The following is a 21,046-nucleotide window of genomic DNA, read 5'->3' on the forward strand; positions in this document are numbered from 1 at the left end:
ACCCGCACCGGTCAGTGCGTGTACTCCATGAGCTCGACGCCAAGCGTGCGGAACGCATCGTGCACGCGCAGGCGGTGGGTGATCGACAGATCATCGAAGCCGACCGTCATCGCGTAGGAGATGCCGGCACGGGGCCCGGCGAGCACACCGGCCTCGGAGCGGATGCCGCGGTCACGGCCGGTCTTGTTCACGAACAGGAGCCCGTGCGCGTCGTGATCGTGCGCGAACGGGTCGAGGCCGGTGGCGGATGCCACGAGGCTGAGGTCCTGGTTGAGGCTCAGCCATTCCGAGACCTGTGCGCTGACGGCGGCATCGACGACCCGTGAGTTCACGAGGGCGGAGAACAGCGCGGCGAGTTCACGGGTCGTTCCGACCGCGACGTGGGGCGCGTCATCCGGGCCCCGCTCATCACGAATCCGGTCGAGGACTGCGGTCCTGCGCAGCGCGAGGGACTCGAGGCGCGCGCGCACCCGGTGCAGACCGACACGGTTGAGGAGGATGTTCACCGCGATCGGGTCGCCGGCCGTGGCCGCGAGGATCGCGAGGTCGCCGAGCGGGAGTGCAGGGGCGCGCAGGTTGCGCCAGATCCCGGAAACCGTCACCGGTTCGGTGTCTGAGCGCTCGACGATCTCGAGCGCATCGAGGGAACCGCTCTCGAACGCTGCGGCGACTTCGATCAGCAGAGGCACGACGCCGAGCCCGCCGATCGGCATCGTCACATGGTCATCGCCCGCGAGGACCTGCTTGCCGCTGTCGAGGTCGGACACGTGCACCGAGACATGCGCTCCGGATGCTGCCAGCTGCTCCAGTGCCCGCAACGTCGCATCGAACGACCGCCGCCCTCCGGGAGGCCGTTGCGGTCGACGGCGTCCGCCGCGCTGTGTGCTGCGCAGCACATCGGACGGCGTCGGCTCGGGAGAAATGCCCACGCGTGTTCCTTCCCATGACGGGTATACAGGGAAAAGCCGTCACGAGGGAGACGCCCCCAGCGGCATTGGCTATCGTAGCCCTGCATACCCGCCCACCGTCACCACCTGTGGAAAATCACCAGATCGTCACCCGCTCGTCGCTCGGCAGGTAGAGGCCATCGCCCTCCGTGACGCCGAACGCCTCGTAGAAGACGTCGATGTTGCGCACGATCTGGTTGCAGCGGAACTCGTTCGGCGAGTGCGGGTCGATCGTGAGCAGACGGATCGTCTCGGCCTCCCGGCTCTTCTGCTGCCAGACCTGGGCCCAGCTCAGGAGCAGTCGCTGCACGCCGGTCAGCCCGTCGATCACCGGGTCGTCTGCTCCGCGGAGCGAGAGCTCATAGGCCTTCAATGCGATACCGAGGCCGCCGAGGTCGCCGATGTTCTCGCCGATCGTCAGCGCACCGTTGACGGTGTGCTCATCGGCGAGCCCTGCGGGGACGAGCGCGTCGTACTGGGCGATGAGAGCGGCGGTGCGCTGTTCGAACGCCGCACGGTCGGCGTCGGTCCACCAGTCCTCGAGCTTGCCGGTGCCGTCATAACGGCTGCCCTGGTCATCGAAACCATGGCCGATCTCATGGCCGATCACCGCGCCGATGCCGCCGTAGTTGGCGGCTGCGTCGCGCTCGACGTCGAAGAACGGGTACTGCAGGATCGCCGCGGGGAAAACGATCTCGTTCATCGACGGGTTGTAATACGCGTTCACCATCTGCGGCGGCATGTGCCACTCGGTGCGATCGATGGGAGCGCCGACCTTGTCGATGTTGCGGTCGTGCTCGAACGTCGAGGCTCGACGGACGTTGCCGAACAGGTCGACGGCGTCGATCTCGAGGGCGGAGTAGTCGCGCCATACCTCGGGGTGCCCGATCTTCGGGGTGAATGCGTCGAGCTTCGCGAGCGCACGCTCACGCGTATCGGGGCTCATCCACTCGAGCGTCGCGATGCTCTGCCGGTAGGCCTCGATGAGGTTCGCGACGAGCTCGTCCATCGCGGCCTTCGCCGTGGGCGGGTAGTGCCGCTCGACGTAGACCTTTCCGATCGCCTCGCCGAGTGCGCCTTCGGTGAGCGAGACGCCGCGCTTCCAGCGCTCGCGGATCGTCGGCACGCCGGTGAGCTCGGTGCCGTAGAAGGAGAAGTTCTCCTGCACGAACGCGGCAGGAAGGTAGGGGGCCGCGGCGTGCACGGCCTGAGCGCGCAGCCAGTCCTTCCACGCATCGAGACGCTCGGCGACGAGCAGGCCGCCGAGGCCGGCGAAGAAGCTCGGCTGCGAGACGACGATCTCATCGAAGGCTGCGGTATTGGTCGGCGCGACGGCTTCGCGCCACCCGGCGAGGTCGACGCCGACGAGGGCCTGCAGCTCGTCCCACGTCTGCAGGTTGTACGTCTCGACCGCGTCGCGGCTGCGCACGTTGTCCCAGTGGTGGGCGGCGAGCTCGGTCTCGAGCGCGATGGCGCGATCTGCGCGTGCCGCGGCGTCATCGAGGCCGGCGAGCGCGAGGAGCCGTTCGAGGTGCGCACGGTAGGCGGTGCGCGTCTCGGCGAAGCTCTCGAGACGGTAATAGCTCTCATCGGGCAGGGAGAGGCCTGCCTGAACGAGGATCGGCACGTATCGCTCGGGGTTTCCCGGGTCGCCGTCGATGTAGAGGCCGATGAGGTGGGCGCGACCGTCGCGCTCGTAGGCGCCGGCGAGGCTCAGAAGTGCCGGGATGCTGTCGACCCCGTCGATCTCGGCGAGGGTCTGGGCGAGCGGGGAGATGCCGTCGGCGTCGATGCGCTCGGTGTTCATGAAGCTCGTGAACAGATCGCCGATCTTGCGCTCGAGCGTGCCCTCGACCGCGTTCTGCGATTCTTCGATGATGGTGCGCACGTCGTCCTGCGCCTGTTCGGCGAGGAGGTGGAAGGACCCCCAGCGCGCCTTGTCGTCGGGGATCTCGGTGCGGTCGAGCCACCGCCCGTTGACGTATCGGTAGAGGTCGTCCTGCGGACGGATCTCGGTGCTGAACTCTTCGGTCGCCAGACCTGCGGGAAGGACATCAGTCATGCATCCACTCTATGCGCGGCATCCGACATCGCCCCGGCATCCACAGACGTCTTCGATACGCTGGTGTCTTCCGCCGTCCGAGAAGGAGCCCGCCCGCATGACCACCCAGATCCGCATCGGAATCGTCGGCTACGGCAACCTCGGCCGCGGTGTCGAGGCAGCCATCGAGCGCAGCGAGGACATGACTCTCGTCGGCGTCTACACCCGCCGCGATCCCTCCGACGTCGCGACCCGCGGCAGCGATGTGGCCGTGCACCGGATGGAGGCCCTCGACGAGGCATCCGAGGACATCGACGTGCTGATCCTCTGCGGCGGCTCGAAGAACGACCTGCCCGTGCAGTCGCCAGCCCTCGCCGCCCGCTTCAACCTCGTCGACAGCTTCGACACGCACGCGCGCATCCCCGAGCACTTCGCGGCGGTCGACGCCACGGCGCGCCCCGCCGGCACCACGGCGCTGATCTCGGCCGGTTGGGACCCGGGGATGTTCTCCCTCAACCGCGTCTTCGGCGAGGCTCTGCTGCCCGATGGAGACACCTACACGTTCTGGGGACGCGGCCTCAGCCAGGGCCACTCCGACGCGATCCGCAGGGTTGCGGGCGTCGCCGGCGGCGTTCAGTACACCCTGCCGAGCGAGGATGCCGTTGCCGCCGTCCGCCGCGGGGACCGTCCGGAGCTCACCACCCGCCAGAAGCACACGCGCGAGTGCTTCGTCGTGCTCGCCGAGGGCGCCGATCCCGCCGTCGTCCGCGAGGCGATCGTGACGATGCCCGACTACTTCGCCGACTACGACACGACGATCACGTTCATCAGCGCCGAGGAGCTCGCCCGCGACCACGCGGCCATGCCGCACGGCGGTTTCGTGATCCGCAGCGGCGTGACCGGCGACGGGGCGACGCAGACGATCGAGTACGGCCTGACGCTCGGCAGCAACCCGGAGTTCACGGCGAGCGTTCTCGTCGCCTACGCCCGCGCCGTGCACCGCATGAACGCCGACGGCCAGGTCGGCGCGCGCACGGTCTACGACGTCGCACCCGGCCTGCTGTCGCCGAAGTCGCCCGAGCAGCTGCGCGCCGAGCTCCTCTGATCCCCGTCTTTGTCCGCGCCCCTCGTTAGGCTCGTGGGGTGAGCAGACCCCTGACGCTGAACCGCGAAATCCTGCGGCTGGCGGTGCCGGCGCTGGGAGCGCTCGTGGCCGAGCCGGCGTTCCTGATGGTGGATGCCGCGCTCGTCGGGCATCTCGGAACAGTGCCGCTGGCGGGGCTGGGCATCGCGAGCGCCGTGCTGCAGACGATCGTCGGGTTGATGGTGTTCCTCGCGTACTCGACGACCCCGGCAGTCGCCCGCCGGTTCGGTGCCGGCGAGCACAAGGACGCGGTCTCCGTCGGCATCGACGGCATGTGGCTGGCGCTGGGACTCGGCGCGGTTCTGGCGATGGTCGGCGCGCTGTCCTCGCGGACGCTCGTCGACCTGTTCGGAGCATCGGCCGCGGTCTCGGAGCAGGCCGACACCTATCTGGTCATCAGCATGTGGGGTCTGCCGGCGATGCTCATCGTGTTCGCGGCGACCGGCCTGCTGCGCGGCATGCAGGACACGGTGACCCCGCTGTGGATCGCGGGCTTCGGCTTCGCCGCCAACGCCCTGCTGAATCTGCTGTTCATCTACGGCTTCGGCTGGGGCATCGCCGGATCCGCGATCGGCACCGTCACCGCGCAGTGGGCGATGGTCGCGGCATACGTCATCATCATCGGCCGCCTCGCACGCAGCCACGAGGCCTCGGTGCGCCCGCAGCGCGAAGGCGTGCGCGGATCGGCCCGCTCGGGCGGCTGGCTGTTCCTGCGCACCGTCAGTCTGCGTCTCGCACTTCTTCTCACCGTCGGCGCGGCGACGGGTCTCGGCACGGATGAGCTGGCCGGCTGGCAGGTCGTGTTCACGATCTTCTCGGCCGCTGCCTTCGCACTGGATGCCCTGGCGATCGCCGCGCAGGCGCTGATCGGCAAGGGTCTCGGGGCGGGCGATCTGCCCGGTGTGAAGAAGATCCTCGGCCGCACGGTCGCCTGGGGCGCGTGGTTCGGCGTGGCCGTCGGAGCAGTCATCGCCGCGCTCTCCGGGGTGATCGGCCTCGCCTTCACCGGCGATGCAGAGCTCGCCCGGCTCATCATGCCGGCGCTGCTCGTGCTGGCCGTGGCGCAGCCCATCGCCGGGGTCGTGTTCGTGCTCGACGGCGTGCTGATGGGATCCGGCGATGTGCGCTACCTCGCGCTAGCCGGCGTGCTCAACCTCGTGCCGTTCCTGCCCGCGCTGTGGATCATCACGGCGGTCGGAGTCACCGGCACGGCGGGCGTCACCTGGCTTGCTGTCGCGTTCTTCGGCGTCTTCATGCTCGCCCGCTTCGCAACGCTCGGATGGCGGGTGAAGACCGGCCGGTGGCTGAGCGCGGTGTGATTCCGCGATGCCGGAGGCCAGGGGCATCCGGCAGGATGGAACCATGAGCTACTCGTGGCCGCATGACTCCCGCACGGTCGAGCAGTGGCTGCAGGCGACGCTGTGCTCCTGGTCGACAGCAGATCAAGAAACGCGACTGCACGGCCTCGAGCGCATACGCATCGATGCCGCACTCGACGGCCTCGATCTGCGCCGGCTCGACCTCGACGCCCGCGATCTCGATCTGCGCGTCGACGTGCAGCCGGAGAATTCATCGGGCGCACGCTCGGAGGCGACGGCCGCAGAGCCGGAGCCTCTCATGCGCGAGAGCGGAATGCTGCGGGAGTTCCGCTTGCATGCTTCCCCGCTCCGCATAGAAGGAATGCCGATCGACGTCGATCTGCGTGCACGGGACGTCCCGATCGAATGGGCCGTGTTCGCCGAGCCGCTCATGGAGAATGAGCCGGCCAGCGACCGGATGCTCGCCCCTCGCGCCGGCGGAGGACGAGCATCCCTCGACGCTTCGATGCGCACGGCCGATATCGCCCCGCTGATCGCCGCGATAGCTCGGCCGTTGCTCGCGCAGGCCAACATCGGCCTGCGCAGCGTCTCGCTCGACGTGCGGGGCTCGGGGGCCTCTCGACTCAAGATCCGCGCATCAGCACGGGTGCAGTGGAAGCGGCTGACGGCATCGGTGTCGGCCACCGTGAGATTGTGCGTGTCACCGGATGCTGTCGTCGAGGTGCGATCGCTGAAGCTCAACAGCCGCAACCCGCTCATCGCCGTCGCGCTGCTCTTCGCACGTAAGCATGTCAACGAGGTCGTGGGCGATCCCCTCGGCCTCAACGCGGGGATCTCGGCCGCAGGCGTGAGCGGCCGCTTTCACAGCGTCGCGCTCACCGGGGGGGGGAGCGCGTCGCACTCTCCGCACGGTTCGGTTGAGGATCAGGCGTAGCGCCGGCACCACTCGTACATGATGACGGCGCCGGCTGCGCTGGCGTTGATGGATCGGGTCGAGCCGTACTGGGTGATCTCGATGTGCCCGGATGCCGCGGCGAGGGCTTCCGGGGTGAGGCCCGGGCCCTCCTGGCCGAACAGCAGGACGCAGTTCTCGGGAAGCTCCGCACGGTCGACGGGCACGGCCCCAACGACGTTGTCGACGGCGATGATCGGGAGGCCCTCTCCGGCGGCCCACGCGGCGAACGACTCGACGTCCTCGTGGTGGACGACGTGCTGGTACCGGTCGGTGACCATGGCTCCGCGCTTGTTCCAGCGCCGGCGGCCGACGATATGGACGGTATCGGCGAGGAACGCGTTCGCACTGCGCACGATCGATCCGATGTTCATGTCGTGCTGCCAGTTCTCGATCGCGACGTGGAACCCGTGCCGCTTCGTGTCGAGGTCGGCGACGATGGCCTCCATCGTCCAATAGCGGTAGCGGTCGATCACGTTGCGGGTATCGCCGTTCGCGAGAAGCTCGGGGTCGTACCAGTCGCCCTCCGGCCACTCGCCCTCCCAGGGGCCGAGGCCGTGCGTGGTGCGCTCAGGAGTTTCGGTCACTCAACAAGCGTAGTCCGGATGCCGCGGGGAGCCCTCGCCGCGGGAACGAGAAAGGCCGGCGAGGGGAGCCCCTCACCGGCCTTTCATCGAATCACACGGATTCAGGCGTATCGGCGACGCCAGGTGAAGAACACCGCAGTGCCTCCGAGCAGCAGCAGCACGGCCGCGGTCAGCACGTACGGCGTGACGCTCTCGCCACCGGTCGTGGCCAGCTCGTCGCCCGCAGGGGTCTGACCGGCGGGAGCCGCCGCAATGTCGTCGCCCGGAGTCTCATCGACGGCCGGGCCTGTCGGAGCATCCGGGTCCACAGGAGCCGGATCCACCGGGTCAACCGGGTCCACCGGGTCCACCGGGTCAACCGGATCCACCGGATCGTCATCCGCCTCGACGGCGAAGTCGACCGAAGCGGCAACCGAGGTCTCAGCGTTGAAGGTCTGCGTGACGGAGAGCACGTACGATCCGGTGCCATCGGTGGCGATCGTCTCGGTCCAGGTGCCGTCTGCGGCGACCGCGGCGTGAGCCTCGACGGTCGCACCGATGGCCGCCTGCGACAGTGCGGTCGCGCCGAGCGCACCGGTGACGGGAGCCTTGTCGCTGACGACGACGGTGATCGTCGCACCGGGCAGAGCCGTGCCGGAGACCGTGGTCGGAGCATCCGTCTCAGCGAACACCTCGTCGGAGGCGATCGAGGTGATCACGGGCGAATCGGGGGCGACGCGCACCGTGAGGGTCGCGGTCGGCGAGGGGACGCCGGCGACGGTCTGCGTGATCGAGAGCGTGTACAAGCCGATCGAGAGGTCGACGTCGGCGCTCCACGTGCCGTCTGCGGCCACCGTCGTGTCGCCGAGTCCGGCGATCGTGATCACCGCTCCGGGCGTTCCCGTGCCCGTCAGCGCGACGGTTCCCTCGGTGCCGCCGACGGCCACGACCATCTCCGGGCCGGTGACGACCGGCGCGGCAACGGCCTCGGGCTGCACCGTGATCGCAAACGCGACCGAGTCGGAGCGGCTGAAGCCGTTGACCGCGGTCAGTTCGTAGGAGTACGTTCCGGGCGCCGTCGGCGCCGTCAGCACGGCCGCGCCATTCGCGACCGCGATGCTCGCGGAGGCGTCGCCCGAGACCTCGAGATCGAGGGCGTTCTCCGGCATCGTGACGGTCACGGCTGCGCCGGCATCCACTGTCGAACCCGATGCGATCGCCGGGGTCGGCTCATCGACGTCGAGGGCGATCGTGTATCCGCCGGTCATCTCGAGAGCGTCGCTGAGGCGCGTGTACCAGGCCCAGTCATCGCCCTGCGCGGGGGTCTCCGCCGGCCCGCCGCTGACGATGCCGACGGCGTTGCCGCCCTGGAACACGGCCCCGCCGCTATCACCGCTGGAGGTCTCAGCACCGCCCAGGAAGCCGTGCACCCACTTGCCGGAGACCTGCAGGTAGCCGTCGAGCATCTCGATCTCGCCGATGCTGCCGTCCGTGTACGGCATCTTCACCTTCGTGCTGCCGGTGGTGAAGCCGGTCGTGCGACCCGACTTCGAGACCGTGCCGGAGACGGGGTCGGAGACGCCCGTGATGGCGATCGTGCTCGCCGCGAGGTCGTTCGCGGCCGACGTCGTCCAGTCGGTGACGGCCGGCAGCAGGTTCAGGTTCGTGTTCGTGATGTCGATGACCGCGATGTCCGTCGACGTCGGAGTGTTGTCCGCACCCGGGGTGTTGCCCGGGCCGCCGAACTGCGAGAAGCCGAACTTTCCGGCGAGCGCCGTGCCGTTGGACTCGATGCCCTTCCCACCGCCGGCCGTGTCGCCGGTGGGCTTGGTGAGGTGCACGAAGTCGTTCGTGCCATTGCCGCCGCAGTGGCCGGCGGTGACGAGAGCGGGATCTCCTGTCGGGCTCCACGCCGTGAAGCCGATCGAGCACAGAGCGACCTGACCGGCCAACTGCTCGGTCGGCACGCCGGCGTATCCGGCTCCGCCGACGACGTCGGTGTTCGCCCGTGCGACGACCTCGCCGAGGTACGCCACCTTGTCGACGTCGAGCTTGTCGGTGAAGGCCACGAGGCCGTCATCGCCGATGTAGGTCTCGTTGACGAAGACGACCGAGTCGCCATCCGTCGTCCGACCGTAGCCGACGACGCTGTCCTCGTCACGGGTCTCGGTCAGGATCTCCGCGGCCGCGGTTGCGGCGAGCGCGATCGGATCCGCCGGAGCGGTGTCTTCTGCGGAGGCCGGCGCGGCAGCCAGAAGACTGCCGAGGCCGACGGTGAATGCCGCGGCAAGCGCGACAGGACGTCGTGAACGCACGAGTACTGCTCCCAGTATGGGTAGAGGGGGATTCGGGTGAGATCTCGGCACTGCCTCGGGTGACCCGTGGGTAGCGGGACGACAGCGGAATCCGATGATCCGTTTCCGACTGTAGCGGAACGCCGGATCACGCCCGGGCGTGTCCTAGCGCCGCCGGATCACGCGGCTCTCGGCGTAGGGTGGAGCCGTGGCATCCCCAGCAGCAGACGACTATCTCAAGACCGTTTACGCGCACACCGAATGGCAGGATGCCCCGATCACGCCGTCGCAGCTCGCGGGAAAACTGGGCATCGCCCCCTCGAGCGTCACCGAGATGGTGAAGAAGCTCGCGGCCGCCGGCCTCGTCTCGCACGTGCCCTACGGCGCCGTGCGCCTGACCGAAGCCGGCGAGGCGCGCGCCCTGCAGATGACGCGGCGCCACCGACTGATCGAGACCTGGCTCGTGCGCGAGTTCGGATACGGCTGGCACGAGGTGCACGACGAGGCCGAGGTGCTCGAGCACACCATCAGCGACCGTCTGCTCGAGGGAATCGACGCGCTTCTGGGCCGCCCCCGCTTCGACCCGCACGGCGATGCGATCCCCGACGCCGACGGCTCCGTCGAGCGCGTCCCCTTCGTTCTCCTCGCGGATGCCGCCGCCGGGCACACCGGCCGCGTGCTGCGCGTGAGCGACGTCGACCCCGACCTGCTCTGCCTCCTGCAGGACGCCGGCATCGTCGTCGGCGCAGAGGTTCGCTCGACCACCACCGGCATCGCGGTCGACGACGCCGAGATCGAGCTGCCGGACGGCGCCGCCGACAACATCTGGCTCACGGCGTAGCATCCACCCCCGAGCCAATAGGCTGGGGCCATGGTTGAACGCGCTGAGATCGAATGCTGGCTCACCGACATGGACGGCGTCCTCGTCCACGAGAACGATGCCATCCCGGGTGCGGCTGAGCTGCTCGCCGGATGGGAGGCCTCCGAGACGCCGTACCTGGTGCTCACGAACAACTCCATCTTCACGGCGCGCGACCTCTCGGCCCGCCTCCGTGCCAGCGGCCTGAACGTCCCCGAGGACCGCATCTGGACCTCGGCTCTCGCCACGGCCGATTTCCTGGCGCACCAGAAGCCCGGCGGATCCGCGTTCGTCATCGGCGAGGCCGGAATCCTCACCGCCCTGCACGATGCGGGCTTCATCATGACCGAGACGAACCCCGACTTCGTCGTCGTCGGCGAGACACGCAACTACTCCTTTGACGCGATCACCAAGGCGATCCGCCTCATCAACAAGGGCGCACGCTTCATCGCGACGAACCCGGATGCCACGGGCCCGAGCATCGACGGGCCGATGCCCGCGACCGGCGCGATCTCGGCGCTGATCACCAAGGCCACCGGCAAGGAGCCGTACGTGGTCGGCAAGCCGAACCCGATGATGTTCCGTTCGGCGCTGAACAAGATCGGTGCGCACTCCAAGCGGACCGGTATGATCGGCGACCGCATGGACACCGATGTCGTCGCCGGCATCGAGGCGGGACTGCACACCGTGCTCGTGCTCACCGGAATCAGCGACCAGACCGAGATCGAGAAGTACCCGTTCCGACCGAGCGAGATCGTGAACTCGGTGGCCGATCTGCTGCCCGGGGCCTCCGCCCAGGAGTGACCATGACGCAGCAGGATCTGCTGTTCCTCGTGCTCATCCTCATCGGGGTGAGCTCGCTCACGATCGTCATCGTGCAGATGGTGCGCTCGCGCCGCGGGCGCGGTGACGGCGGCTCCGGCAACTGGTGGGAAGGCCCCTGGGACGAGGACGACCGGCGCTGAGCGGTCGCCTACCGCAGGACGAGGGCGGCGGCGCCGATGAGCGGCCCCTCATCGCCCAGCGCCGAGCGGACGACGCGCGCACGACGTGAGTAGTCGTGCGCGGCGGATGCCACGAGAGCATGCCGAACGAGATCGATGTAGTCGTCGGACACCCGGGAGAAGCCGCCGCCGATCGCGATCATGTCGAGGTCGACGAGGGTCGCGGCATCCGCCAGCGCCTCGCCAACGGCTTTCGCCGACCGCTCGATCGCGGCTCGGGCGATGGCATCGCCGGAGGCGGCATCCCGCGCGAGATCCTCGCCGGTCGCGCCCGCCCACCCCTGGGACTGCGCCCAGGCCGCGCTCGCGGGACCGGAGGCGATCTCCTCGAGCATCAGCGCGCCGCCGAGGCGCACCTGCCCGAGATGCCCGGCGTTGCCGGAGGCGCCCGGCGCATACTCGCCGTTCATGACGAATCCGCCGCCGACCCCGGTCGAGACGACGATCGACAGCGATGCCTTCGCTCCCCTCGTCGCGCCGAGCCACGACTCGGCGAGGGCGAGCGCACCACCGTCGTGGCCGAAGGCGACAGGAACCGGACGGCCGAGGATTCCGGATGCCGCGCGCGTCACCGCAGCCGCGAGCCGGTACCCGTGGGCATCCGGCATGTTGACCGGGAAGATGCACCCCGAACCGCGATCCACGGGCCCGGCGCTGCCGATGCCGGCGCCGACGAGTTCGGCGTCCTCGGGCAGACGGGACAGCGCATGCGCGACGACGGCTGCCAGCGCGTCGTCCAGCGACGCCGCCGTCGCCGCTCTGCCGGTCTCGCGCCGGCTGCGGCTGCCCCGGATGATCTCTCCCGACTCCGTGACGAGGGCGCCCTCGAGCTTCGTGCCGCCGACATCGACGGCCAGTGCCACCCGCGTCACGATTTCACGGAACCGCTCATGAGGCCGCCGATGAAGTACTTGCCGAGCAGGATGTACACGATGAGCGTGGGCACCGAGGCGATGAGCGCGCCGGCCATCGCCGCACCGTAGTTGGCCAGCTGCGCGCCCTGCGAGAGGTTCACGAGCGCGAGCGAGACCGGCCCGCCCTGCACGTTCGTGAGGAACAGGGCGAACAGGTAGTCGTTCCACGCCGAGGTGAACTGCCAGATGATCGTGACGACGAAGCCGGGCAGCGACAGCGGCAGCACGATGCGCCAGTAGGTGCCGAGCATGCCGGCGCCGTCGACCCGGGAGGCCTCCATGAGCTCGTGCGGGATCGAGGCGTAGTAGTTGCGGAAGATGAGCGTGCAGATCGGCAGGCCGTAGATGATGTGCACGATGAGCAGCGTCGAGATGTCGCTCGGCAGCCCGAGCGAGGTCTTCATCTGCACGAGCGGGGTCATGATCGCCTGGTACGGGATGAACATGCCGAAGAGGATGAACGTGAACACGAGGTCGGCGTGCGGGAAGCGCCACCGGGAGAGCACGAACCCGTTCATCGACCCGAGCATCGCCGAGATGAGCGACGCGGGGATCGCGAGCAGGAACGTGCGCCCGAGGGGCGCGGCGAGCGCCGACCACGCGGACTTCCAGTTGTCGAAGCCCGTCGCGCCGCCCTCGGTCGCGGCCTCCCACGGCCAGCGCACCGGCAGGTTCCACGAGGTGCCGGGGCTGACGTCGCTCGGCGGCTTCAGGCTCGTCACGATGAGCACGTACACGGGCATGAGCACGACGATGACGAACGCGATGAGCAGGACGTACTTCGCTGTGCGGCCGATGCGCCGCTTCCCCCGACCGGATGCCGCGGGCGCGGCCGTGCGGACGGGTGCGGTGAGTTCGGTGCTGACGCTCATCGGGCGTTCCTCTCGGCGCGGGCCGTGTGGACCAGGTACGGGACGATGAACACGCACACGAGCACGAGCAGCACGGTGGCGATGGCAGCCGCCTTCGCGTAGTCGTTCGAGGTGAGCGCGACCCACATGTACGTGTGCGGCACCTCGGTCTGGAAGATCGATCCCGTCACCGACATGATGAGGTCGAACACCTTCAGCGACATGTGCGCGACGATGACGAGCGCCGATAGGGCGACAGGGCTCAGCTGCGGGAAGATCACGTGCCGGTACAGCTGCCACTCGGTCGCACCGTCCATGCGGGCAGCCTCCCGCAGCTCGTCGGGGATGCCGCGGAAGCCCGAGAGGAACAGCGCCATGACATATCCGGACAGCTGCCAGATCGCCGGCATCGCGATCGCGGCCATGCCCCAGATCGGGGTGTTCCACCACGAGTTCTGCAGGAAGCCGAGCCCCATGCCCTCGAGCAGACGGTTCAGCCCCGATGCGCGGTCGCCCTCGGCCGAGTTCAGCAGCCAGCGCCAGACTACACCGGATGCCACGAACGAGACCGCCATCGGGAAGAGGTAGATGCTGCGGAACACGCCCTCGGCGTTCACGCCCTTGTCGAGGATCCAGGCCCAGAGGAACCCAAAGACCATCGTGCCGATGATGAACACGACCGTGAAGACGGCGAGGTTCGCGAGCGAGTGCAGGAAGCGATCCTCCTGCAGCAACGAGATGAAGTTGTCGAGTCCGACGAACTCCGTCGCCGGTTGCAGAGAGTGCCGGTTCGTCATCGCCACCTGCACGTTCATGCCGATGAGACCGTAGACGAAGATGCCGAGGACGATGACCGTGGGTGAGATGAGGAGCAGCGGCGGCCCCCAGTTGCGGATGCCCTTGTGCATCGCTTGTCCCTTCTGCCGCGCGGAGCGCGGGCGACGGGCGGGCGGACGCCGGGGCTCGGGCCCGCGGCATCCGCCCGCCGTGCCGTGTCTTAGCCGAGCGCCTTCGCTGCCGCGTCGACGAGCGCGGTCTGCAGGGCTGCGGCGTCCTTATCGGTGCCGAACTTGCCGATCGCCGAGGAGATGTCGGTCGACCACGAGATCTTCGCGGCGGCGCCGTGCGCGAGCGAGCTGACGACCGTGTCGCTGGCCCACGACTCGATCGCGGTCTGCTGGTAGGCGCCGTAATCGGCCGGGTCGGCGTCGGTGCGCGCCGGGATCGATCCCTTGGCCTGGTTGAAGGCCTGCTGCCCCTCGGCCGAGCTGACGGTGCGCAGCCAGTCGTGGGCCGCGTCCTCGTGCGGTGCGCCCTCGGGGAGCGTGAACGAATCGGCGAGGAAGTCGAACGTCCCCTCGGTTCCGGCCGATGCCCACGTGGTGTACTCGGTCCCGTAGGTCCACCCCGCCTGCACGAACGCGGCCTCGGCCCAGTCGCCCATGACGTTGTAGGCGGCGGCGCCGTCGATGAGGATCTGCGTCGCAGCATCCCAGTCGAGCCCGGCGAAGTCGCTGTTCACGTACTCGAGCAGGTCGCCGTAGTGGCCGATCGCGGTGGCGACGCCCGCGTCGTCCCAGGCGGTCGTGCCGTCCCAGAGGCCCGAGTAGCCGTCCGCACCGAGGTCGGCGAGCAGCACGGTCTCGAAGAGCTGCATCTGGGTCCACTCGGTGCCGAGGGACAGGGGCGACTCGACTCCCGACTTCTTGACCTTCTCGAGGTCGGCGAGCCATGCATCGATGTCGGCGGGGGCCTTCGTCGGGTCGATGCCGGCGGCGTCGAGCAGCTCGGTGTTGACCCAGGTGACATTGGCGCGGTGGATGTTGCTGGGCACCGAGTAGATCTTGCCGTCGACCGTGATGCGCTCGATGAGGGACTCGGGGAACACGTCGCCGAGGGACTCGTCGGCGAAGAACCCGCTGAGGTCCTGCAACTGGCCCGCCTCGATGTAGTCGGTGAGCTCAGCGCCCGCGTGCGCCTGGAAGGAGTCCGGCGGGTCACCGGCCTCGAGGCGTGAGGCGAGTGCCGCCTTCGCGTTCGAGCCCGCACCGCCCGCGACCGCGGCGTTGACGAACTCGATATCGGGGTACTGAGTGTTGAAGACGTCCACGAGCGCGTCGAGGCCGATCTTCTCGGATCCGGCTGCCCACCAGGTGAAGACCTCGACCTGATCGGCGGAGCCGCCGCCGTTCCCATCGCCGCTGGAGCCGCTGCATCCCGCCAGCATGAGTCCTGCTGCTGCGAGACCGGCGACCGCGGCCAGTGACTTCCGCATGTGATCCTCCGTTGGATTTGCGAACACCCGCACCCTCGGCGGGAGTCCTGCCACCCTAGTCTGAAAACGTTGCCAGACTCAAGGGTGCGAATGTCACGATCCGGGAGTCATTCCGGAGCCTGTTCTCCCGAACCGCGCACGATGAGACGGGTGCCGAGATCCACCCGGCGCCACGGCCCCCGAAGCCCCGCGATGCGCTCGAGCAGCAGCTGCGCGGCCGCATCCCCGATCGACCAGGGATCCTGCGAGACGGTCGTCGTCGGCGGGTGCATGAGCTCGGCGAGGTCGAAGTCATCGAAGCCGACGAGCGCCGGCGACCGGCCGACGAGGCGCAGGGCCTTCAGGACGGCCTTCGTCGTGCGGCTGTTGGTGATGAACAGCGCCGTGGGCGGATCGGGCAGTGCGAACAGCTCTCGCAGCGCCTCGACGCACACCTCGACCTCGTCCTCGACGGTCACGACGAGCGCCGGGTCGAGGCGGATGCCCTCGGACGCGAGACCCGTGGCGTACCCGTCCTGTCGCCGCTCCGAGGTATACCGCCCCGATGCGTGCGCGATGCAGCCGATGCGGCGGTGACCTGCCGCGACCAGATGGTGCACGGCATCCGCCGCGCCACCTTCGTTGTCGACCATGACGATGTCGGCGGCCAGTCCCTTCGGCGGCCGGTCGACGAAGACGATCGGCATGCCGGCTTCCCGTTCCGCGGCGAGGAAGGCGTGGTCGGTCTCCTCATGGGCGACGACGATCACCCCGTCGAGCCGGCGGCCGAGCACGCGTCGCAGCACGCGCTCGCCCTCATATGGGTCGTCCCCGCTGGAGGCCACGAGCACGAGCAGGTCATGGCGCTGGGCACGGGCCTCGACCGCGGCGATGAGCTCCGAGTAGAACGGGTCGGATACGCGGGTCGCGACGACGCCGATCGTTCGGGCCGATCCGGTGCGCAGCGTGTGCGCGAATTCGTTGCGGCTGTAGCCGAGTTCCCGCACTGCGCGCTCGACGGCGCGAACCTTCGCCGGCGAGACGCCTCTCTTTCCCGAGACCACACGGGAGACCGTAGACAGGCCGACTTTCGCGCGGGCGGCGACGTCCTTCATGGTCGGTCGCCTGCCGCCATCGGTGTGGTCGCCCATGTCGCACTCCTCCTCAGGGAGAATCCCATGAAAACGTTGCCACGTCCACGGGGGTCCGCCGGCGGACGGTGCCCACGAGGCTACTGCGGGTCGAGCCCCAGGTCGTCGAGGTCGAATGCGGCGAGCCACTGCAGACCCTCGGCCTCGATCGCGGCCTGCGCGCCGGTCTTGCGGTCGACGATCACGGCGACGGCGACGGCCTCGGCGCCCTCGCGGCGCAGGGCCTCGACGGCTTTGAGCGCCGACTGGCCGGTCGTGGAAGTATCTTCGAGCACGACGACGCGCTTGCCGGCGACGTCGGCGCCCTCGATCTGGCGGCCGCGGCCGTGGTCCTTGGGCTCCTTGCGCACGACGAACGCATCGAGCGGACGCTCTGTCGCGACGGAGGCGTGCATGACGGAGTTCGCGATGGGATCGGCACCGAGGGTCAGACCGCCGACGGCGGCGACATCGAGGTCACCGATCAGGTCGAGCATGATGCGCCCGATCGCGGGGGCGGCGCGGTGGTCGAGGGTGAGCTTGCGCATGTCGACGTAATACGTCGCCTTCTTACCGCTGGACAGCGTGAAATCACCGTGGAACACCGCCTCATCCGTGATGAGGGCGAGCAGGGACTGGCGGTCTGCGTCGAGGGTCACGGCATCCAGTGTATGACTCCTGTCCCTCGCGCGCCGTCTGCCCTAGGGTGGCGGGGACACCGGATGCCGAGGAGGCCCCATGTTCTCGTTCGATCCCTATGCGGAACTCGCCGAGCTGCGCCCCGTCGCGCCGTTGCAGCTGACGAGCCCCGACTTTCGCGCCGGGTCGCCGCTGCCGCTGTTCGCCTGGTCGGCTGACCGGGGCGGAGAGGACCGGGCTCCGGCGCTGGAGTGGTCGCAGCCTCCGGCGGGCACGAAGAGCCTCGCGGTGAGCTGCTTCGATCCGGATGCCCCGACCGGATCGGGTTTCTGGCACTGGGCGGTCTACGATCTGCCCGCGGGAACCATGTCGTTGCGCGGTGGCGACGGGACGACCGCTTCGCTGCCCGGAGGCGCGAAGGTGCTGCCGAACGAGGCGCGTCTGGAGCGCTTCATCGGCGCAGCTCCGCCCGCAGGAACCGGCGTGCACCGCTACTTCTTCGTCGTCGATGCCCTGGATGTGGCATCCCTCGAGATCGCTGCCGACTCGACGCCGGCCGTGCTCGGCTTCAACCGTCATTTCCACACGCTCGCCCGCGGTGTGCTGATGGGAACGGCCGACCCCGCCGAGCGCTGAGCGTCGACGTGCGGCACGCCGACGATGTCGGCCGACGCCCGTAGGCTGGATGCATGCGCCTGGCCACCTGGAACATCAACTCCATCCGCACCCGTGTCGACCGCACGGTCGAGTTCCTCGTCCGTGAAGACGTCGATGTGCTCGCCCTGCAGGAGATCAAGTGCAAGCCGGAGCAGTTCCCCTACGCGCAGTTCGAGGCTGCGGGTTACCAGGTCGAGGCGCACGGGCTGAATCAGTGGAACGGCGTCGCGATCGCGAGCCGCCTGCCGATGAGCGACATCGAGACGTCGTTCGCGGGCCAGCCCGGGTTCAAGAAGGGCTATGACGGGCCGGATGCCCCGCTGGAGGCGCGTGCGCTGAGCGCGACGATCGACGGCGTGAAGGTGTGGAGCCTGTACGTTCCCAACGGCCGTTCGCTCGACGACCCGCACTACACGTACAAGCTGCACTGGCTCGACGAGCTGCGCCAGGCCGCGGCATCCGACCTGCAGAAGGATCCGGATCTGCCGCTCGCCCTCGTCGGCGACTTCAACATCATCCCGTTCGCCTCCGACAACGGCGATCCTGACATCGCCGAGGGCGTCTCGACGCACGTCTCCCCCGAGGAGCGCGCGGCGTTCTTCGCGTTCCAGGATGCCGGTCTCACCGATGTCGTGCGCCCGCTGATCCCCGAGGGCTTCACCTATTGGGACTACCAGCGACTGAAGTTCCCACGCAACGAGGGCATCCGCATCGACTTCGTGCTCGGCTCCCGGGCGCTGGCCGATGCCGTCACGGGCGCGAAGATCCACCGCGACGAGCGCAAGGGAACGCAGCCCAGCGACCACGTCCCGGTGGCCGTCGATCTCGACTTCGGCGGCGACGATGACGACGACGATCTGCCGATGATCTTCGCCTGACGCTACGCTCCGTCGGCGAGGAAAGCCTCCGGCCCCTGCTCTGCGGCCTCTTCGGGCATGTGCATGAACTCGAGGATGTTGCCGTCGGGGTCCTCCAGGACGCGCGAGTACATGAATCCGAGATCCTGGGGCGGCTTCGGTTCAGCCCCGCCCGCGGCGAGACCGGCGGCGAGCACGGCATCCACGTCATCGCGCGATTCACGACTGATCGCGACCATCACCTGCGCGGCGCCGGCGGGATCGACGACCTGCTTCGTGGTGAACGTCGCGAAGTACTCGCGGGTGAGCACCATGAAGAACACGTCGTCGCTCCACACGACGCACGCCGCGTTCTCGTCCGTGAACAGCGGATTGATCTCGCAGCCGAGGGCTGTGTAGAACCGCTTCGCACGGTCGAGGTCGGCCGTGGCCAGATTGACGAACACCTTCGTGGACATGCGTTTTCCTCTCTCGACTCCCCCTGTGCCAGCATCCACCCGTCATGAACGCGTGTCCACCCCTTCTCGTCGCGCCCTCGAGATCCGCCGCGGGGCGGATGTGCGGGGGCGCGCACGGGCATAGCGTGGAGATCATGGCCGAAGAACTCCCCGCGCTCACACCGCGCGAACGCCGTTACGACCTGCTGCTCGCCGGCGTCGTGTTCATCGCCGGTGTCGTCAGCGCCGCCCTGTCGGCGATCTCCGAGATCTACGGCGAGGCGCAGGCCCCCCCTCTGGCAGGCCCTCGTGTACCTGGTGTTCGCCTCGGCGCCGCTGGCGTGGCGTCGCGTCTGGCCGGCGGCCGTGGCGGTCATCGTCTCTGTCGCGTACTTCGTGGCGGTCACGATGCATCTTCCCGAGATCTTCGCCGGCAACATCGCCGTGTTCATCGCGCTCTACACGGTGGGCGCGTGGATGCGGAACCGCCGCGGTGCGATGATCGTGCGCGTCGCGATCATCATCGGAATGTTCATCTGGCTGATGTTCTCGGCCTACTTCTCGGTTCTCGAGGTCGCCACCGAGGCAGAGGTCGTCGCCGGTGCGATGTCGCCCTACGTGGCGTACATCATGCTTCAGGTGCTGATCAACGTGCTCTACTTCGCCGGCGCCTACTACTTCGGCGAGCGCACGTGGAACGCCCGCCTGCAGCGCACGGCTCTCGAGCAGCGCACCGCGGACCTCGAACGCGAGCGCGAGATCACGGCCGCGCAGGCCGTGGCCCTGGACCGTGTGCGCATCGCCCGGGAGCTGCACGACGTCGTCGCGCACCATGTCTCGGTGATGGGCGTGCAGGCGGGTGCCGCACGCCTGGTCATCGAACAGGATGCGACGAAGGCGAAGGAGCTTCTCGGTGATATCGAGAAGTCGGCGCGCACCGCGCTGAGCGAGCTGCGGCACCTGCTGGAGACGCTGCGCGCTTCCGGCGAGGAACCGGAGGATGCGGCATCCACCGTCTCCCTCTCGGACATCCCGCGTCTCGTGGATGCCGCGAACGCCGCCGGCATGCCGACGGTCTTCACGGTGGTCGGTGACGAGGCCGCTGTGCCGTCCGTGGTTCAGGTGAACCTGTTCCGCATCGCTCAGGAGTCGCTGACCAACGCCCGTCGGCACGCCGGGCAGGAGGCGAGCGCGGATGTGCGACTTCGCTACCTCGGTGATGCCATCGAGCTGGAGGTCGTCAACACCGGTCGCATCGCGTTGACCCCGCGACCGGGGCTCGGACAGCTGGGCATGCGGGAACGCGCTCTCGCCTCCGGCGGTACGATCGAGTCCGCACCCCGCGAGCGCGGCGGGTGGCGCGTGCGCGTGCAGGTTCCGCTCGCGACCACCGCCGAGCTGACAGGATCCCCCGCATGACCGACCCCATCCGCGTGCTGATCGTCGACGACCATGCGATGCTGCGGGCGGGATTCCGCACGATCCTCGACATCCAGCCCGACATCACGGTCGTCGGCGAGGCGGCGAACGGGGCGGAAGCGGTGCGCCTGGCTGCCGAGCTGAACCCCGACGTCATCAGCATGGATGTGCAGATGCCCGATATGGACGGCATCGAGGCGACGCGTCTGATCGTCGCCGACCCCGATGTGCAGTCGGCGATCGCGATCGTGACGACCTTCGATCGGGATGACTACCTCTTCGAGGCGCTGGATGCCGGGGCCAGCGGCTTCCTGTTGAAGAACAGCGGCCCCGAGGATCTCGTCGCCGCGGTCCGCGTGCTGGCGGCCGGCGACGGAATGCTGGCTCCGGAGGTGACGCGACGGGTCGTGCAGCGGTTCGCGACGACGCCGGCGCCCGTGAGCGCCGTCCCCGCGGCATCCGGCCCCGCTCTCACCCTCGCCGAGCCGTTCACGGATCGTGAGGCCGAGGTGCTCGAGCTGATGACCGAGGCGATGAGCAATGCGGAGATCGCCGCCCGGCTGTTCATCGGCGAGGCGACCGTGAAGACCCACGTCTCGCGGATCCTGCAGAAGCTCGGCGCCCGCGACCGGGTGCAGGCCGTCGTGCTGACGCTGCGTCACCGGTTGGTCGGCTGATACTCGGCCTTCTGCGTCGAGCCCCGTCTACGCGCCGAGCCCCCGTCTTGCCGGTGCCCCGAAACGGGACTCGCGGAAAGACGGG

At 68.8% G+C, this 21,046-nt stretch carries 21 protein-coding genes; 10 read left to right on the top strand and 11 right to left on the bottom strand.

Annotated elements, in window-relative coordinates; translation table 11 throughout:
- Positions 1–11: 11 nt before the first annotated feature.
- Positions 12–929 carry a serine hydrolase gene (locus Q0Z66_RS03035; RefSeq protein WP_298037594.1) on the bottom strand — a complete coding sequence of 306 codons (918 nt, stop codon included), beginning with the start codon at positions 927–929 and terminating at the stop codon, positions 12–14.
- A 115-nt stretch (positions 930–1,044) separates the two neighbouring features.
- Positions 1,045–3,009 (bottom strand): M13-type metalloendopeptidase, encoded by a 1,965-nt coding sequence (locus tag Q0Z66_RS03040; protein WP_298037597.1) that lies wholly within the window; start codon positions 3,007–3,009, stop codon positions 1,045–1,047.
- Positions 3,010–3,106: 97 nt separating this feature from the next.
- Here Q0Z66_RS03040 and Q0Z66_RS03045 point away from each other — a divergent pair, with 97 nt between their 5' ends.
- Genes Q0Z66_RS03045 through Q0Z66_RS03055 form a run of 3 tightly spaced genes read left to right on the top strand, consistent with a single transcriptional unit; the run spans position 3,107 to position 6,385 of the window.
- Positions 3,107–4,093 (top strand): diaminopimelate dehydrogenase, encoded by a 987-nt coding sequence (locus tag Q0Z66_RS03045; RefSeq protein ID WP_298037599.1) that lies wholly within the window; start codon positions 3,107–3,109, stop codon positions 4,091–4,093.
- Between the two features lie 38 nt (positions 4,094–4,131).
- Entirely contained in the window at positions 4,132–5,451 is a 1,320-nt protein-coding gene (locus tag Q0Z66_RS03050) for an MATE family efflux transporter (protein ID WP_298037601.1), read from the top strand.
- A gap of 43 nt (positions 5,452–5,494) precedes the next feature.
- Entirely contained in the window at positions 5,495–6,385 is an 891-nt protein-coding gene (locus tag Q0Z66_RS03055; protein WP_298037603.1) for a hypothetical protein, read from the top strand.
- Here Q0Z66_RS03055 and Q0Z66_RS03060 read toward each other — a convergent pair.
- Positions 6,376–6,990 (bottom strand): TrmH family RNA methyltransferase, encoded by a 615-nt coding sequence (locus Q0Z66_RS03060; protein WP_298037604.1) that lies wholly within the window; start codon positions 6,988–6,990, stop codon positions 6,376–6,378. The genes Q0Z66_RS03055 and Q0Z66_RS03060 overlap by 10 nt on opposite strands.
- A gap of 101 nt (positions 6,991–7,091) precedes the next feature.
- Positions 7,092–9,284 carry an LAETG motif-containing sortase-dependent surface protein gene (locus Q0Z66_RS03065; RefSeq protein WP_298037606.1) on the bottom strand — a complete coding sequence of 731 codons (2,193 nt, stop codon included), beginning with the start codon at positions 9,282–9,284 and terminating at the stop codon, positions 7,092–7,094.
- A gap of 187 nt (positions 9,285–9,471) precedes the next feature.
- On the opposite strand from Q0Z66_RS03065, the gene Q0Z66_RS03070 reads away from it, so the two are divergent.
- From Q0Z66_RS03070 to Q0Z66_RS03080, 3 genes are read left to right on the top strand one after another with little or no spacing between them, the layout of a single operon-like run.
- Positions 9,472–10,104, top strand: a complete 633-nt coding sequence (locus tag Q0Z66_RS03070; RefSeq protein ID WP_298037607.1) for a metal-dependent transcriptional regulator — start codon at positions 9,472–9,474, stop codon at positions 10,102–10,104.
- 30 nt (positions 10,105–10,134) lie between these two features.
- Positions 10,135–10,926: an HAD-IIA family hydrolase gene (locus Q0Z66_RS03075; RefSeq protein ID WP_298037609.1), complete on the top strand. Its 792-nt coding sequence runs from the start codon at positions 10,135–10,137 to the stop codon at positions 10,924–10,926.
- Between the two features lie 2 nt (positions 10,927–10,928).
- Entirely contained in the window at positions 10,929–11,087 is a 159-nt protein-coding gene (locus Q0Z66_RS03080; RefSeq protein ID WP_298037610.1) for a hypothetical protein, read from the top strand.
- 8 nt (positions 11,088–11,095) lie between these two features.
- Here the strand turns inward: Q0Z66_RS03080 and Q0Z66_RS03085 are convergent, their stop codons facing one another.
- The 6 genes from Q0Z66_RS03085 to pyrE all read right to left on the bottom strand — a co-directional run bounded on the left by Q0Z66_RS03085 (position 11,096) and on the right by pyrE (position 16,934).
- Positions 11,096–11,998 carry an ROK family protein gene (locus Q0Z66_RS03085; protein WP_298037612.1) on the bottom strand — a complete coding sequence of 301 codons (903 nt, stop codon included), beginning with the start codon at positions 11,996–11,998 and terminating at the stop codon, positions 11,096–11,098.
- Positions 11,995–12,912, bottom strand: coding sequence for a carbohydrate ABC transporter permease (locus Q0Z66_RS03090; RefSeq protein WP_298037614.1), 918 nt, complete (start codon positions 12,910–12,912; stop codon positions 11,995–11,997). The genes Q0Z66_RS03085 and Q0Z66_RS03090 overlap by 4 nt, the downstream gene beginning before the upstream one ends.
- Positions 12,909–13,799: a carbohydrate ABC transporter permease gene (locus tag Q0Z66_RS03095; RefSeq protein ID WP_298037615.1), complete on the bottom strand. Its 891-nt coding sequence runs from the start codon at positions 13,797–13,799 to the stop codon at positions 12,909–12,911. The genes Q0Z66_RS03090 and Q0Z66_RS03095 overlap by 4 nt, the downstream gene beginning before the upstream one ends.
- 89 nt (positions 13,800–13,888) lie before the next feature.
- Positions 13,889–15,166 carry an extracellular solute-binding protein gene (locus tag Q0Z66_RS03100; RefSeq protein ID WP_298037618.1) on the bottom strand — a complete coding sequence of 426 codons (1,278 nt, stop codon included), beginning with the start codon at positions 15,164–15,166 and terminating at the stop codon, positions 13,889–13,891.
- Between the two features lie 107 nt (positions 15,167–15,273).
- Entirely contained in the window at positions 15,274–16,296 is a 1,023-nt protein-coding gene (locus Q0Z66_RS03105) for a LacI family DNA-binding transcriptional regulator (RefSeq protein WP_298037619.1), read from the bottom strand.
- Positions 16,297–16,376: 80 nt separating this feature from the next.
- Positions 16,377–16,934, bottom strand: a complete 558-nt coding sequence (pyrE, locus tag Q0Z66_RS03110) for an orotate phosphoribosyltransferase (RefSeq protein ID WP_298037621.1) — start codon at positions 16,932–16,934, stop codon at positions 16,377–16,379.
- A 79-nt stretch (positions 16,935–17,013) separates the two neighbouring features.
- On the opposite strand from pyrE, the gene Q0Z66_RS03115 reads away from it, so the two are divergent.
- Positions 17,014–17,550, top strand: coding sequence for a YbhB/YbcL family Raf kinase inhibitor-like protein (locus tag Q0Z66_RS03115; RefSeq protein WP_298037624.1), 537 nt, complete (start codon positions 17,014–17,016; stop codon positions 17,548–17,550).
- A gap of 53 nt (positions 17,551–17,603) precedes the next feature.
- The gene (locus Q0Z66_RS03120) at positions 17,604–18,449 is read left to right on the top strand and encodes an exodeoxyribonuclease III (protein ID WP_298037627.1); all 846 of its coding nucleotides are present in this window, start codon (positions 17,604–17,606) and stop codon (positions 18,447–18,449) included.
- Between the two features lie 2 nt (positions 18,450–18,451).
- Here Q0Z66_RS03120 and Q0Z66_RS03125 read toward each other — a convergent pair whose 3' ends face one another.
- Positions 18,452–18,886, bottom strand: coding sequence for a VOC family protein (locus Q0Z66_RS03125; RefSeq protein WP_298037630.1), 435 nt, complete (start codon positions 18,884–18,886; stop codon positions 18,452–18,454).
- A 288-nt stretch (positions 18,887–19,174) separates the two neighbouring features.
- Between Q0Z66_RS03125 and Q0Z66_RS03130 the strand changes: the two genes are divergently transcribed.
- Positions 19,175–20,284, top strand: a complete 1,110-nt coding sequence (locus Q0Z66_RS03130; RefSeq protein WP_298037633.1) for a sensor histidine kinase — start codon at positions 19,175–19,177, stop codon at positions 20,282–20,284.
- Entirely contained in the window at positions 20,281–20,961 is a 681-nt protein-coding gene (locus Q0Z66_RS03135; RefSeq protein WP_298037636.1) for a response regulator transcription factor, read from the top strand. Before Q0Z66_RS03130 ends, Q0Z66_RS03135 begins: the two co-directional genes overlap by 4 nt.
- The last annotated feature ends 85 nt before the right edge of the window (positions 20,962–21,046 follow it).

Source organism: uncultured Microbacterium sp. (assembly GCF_947632095.1).
Taxonomy (GTDB): domain Bacteria; phylum Actinomycetota; class Actinomycetes; order Actinomycetales; family Microbacteriaceae; genus Microbacterium.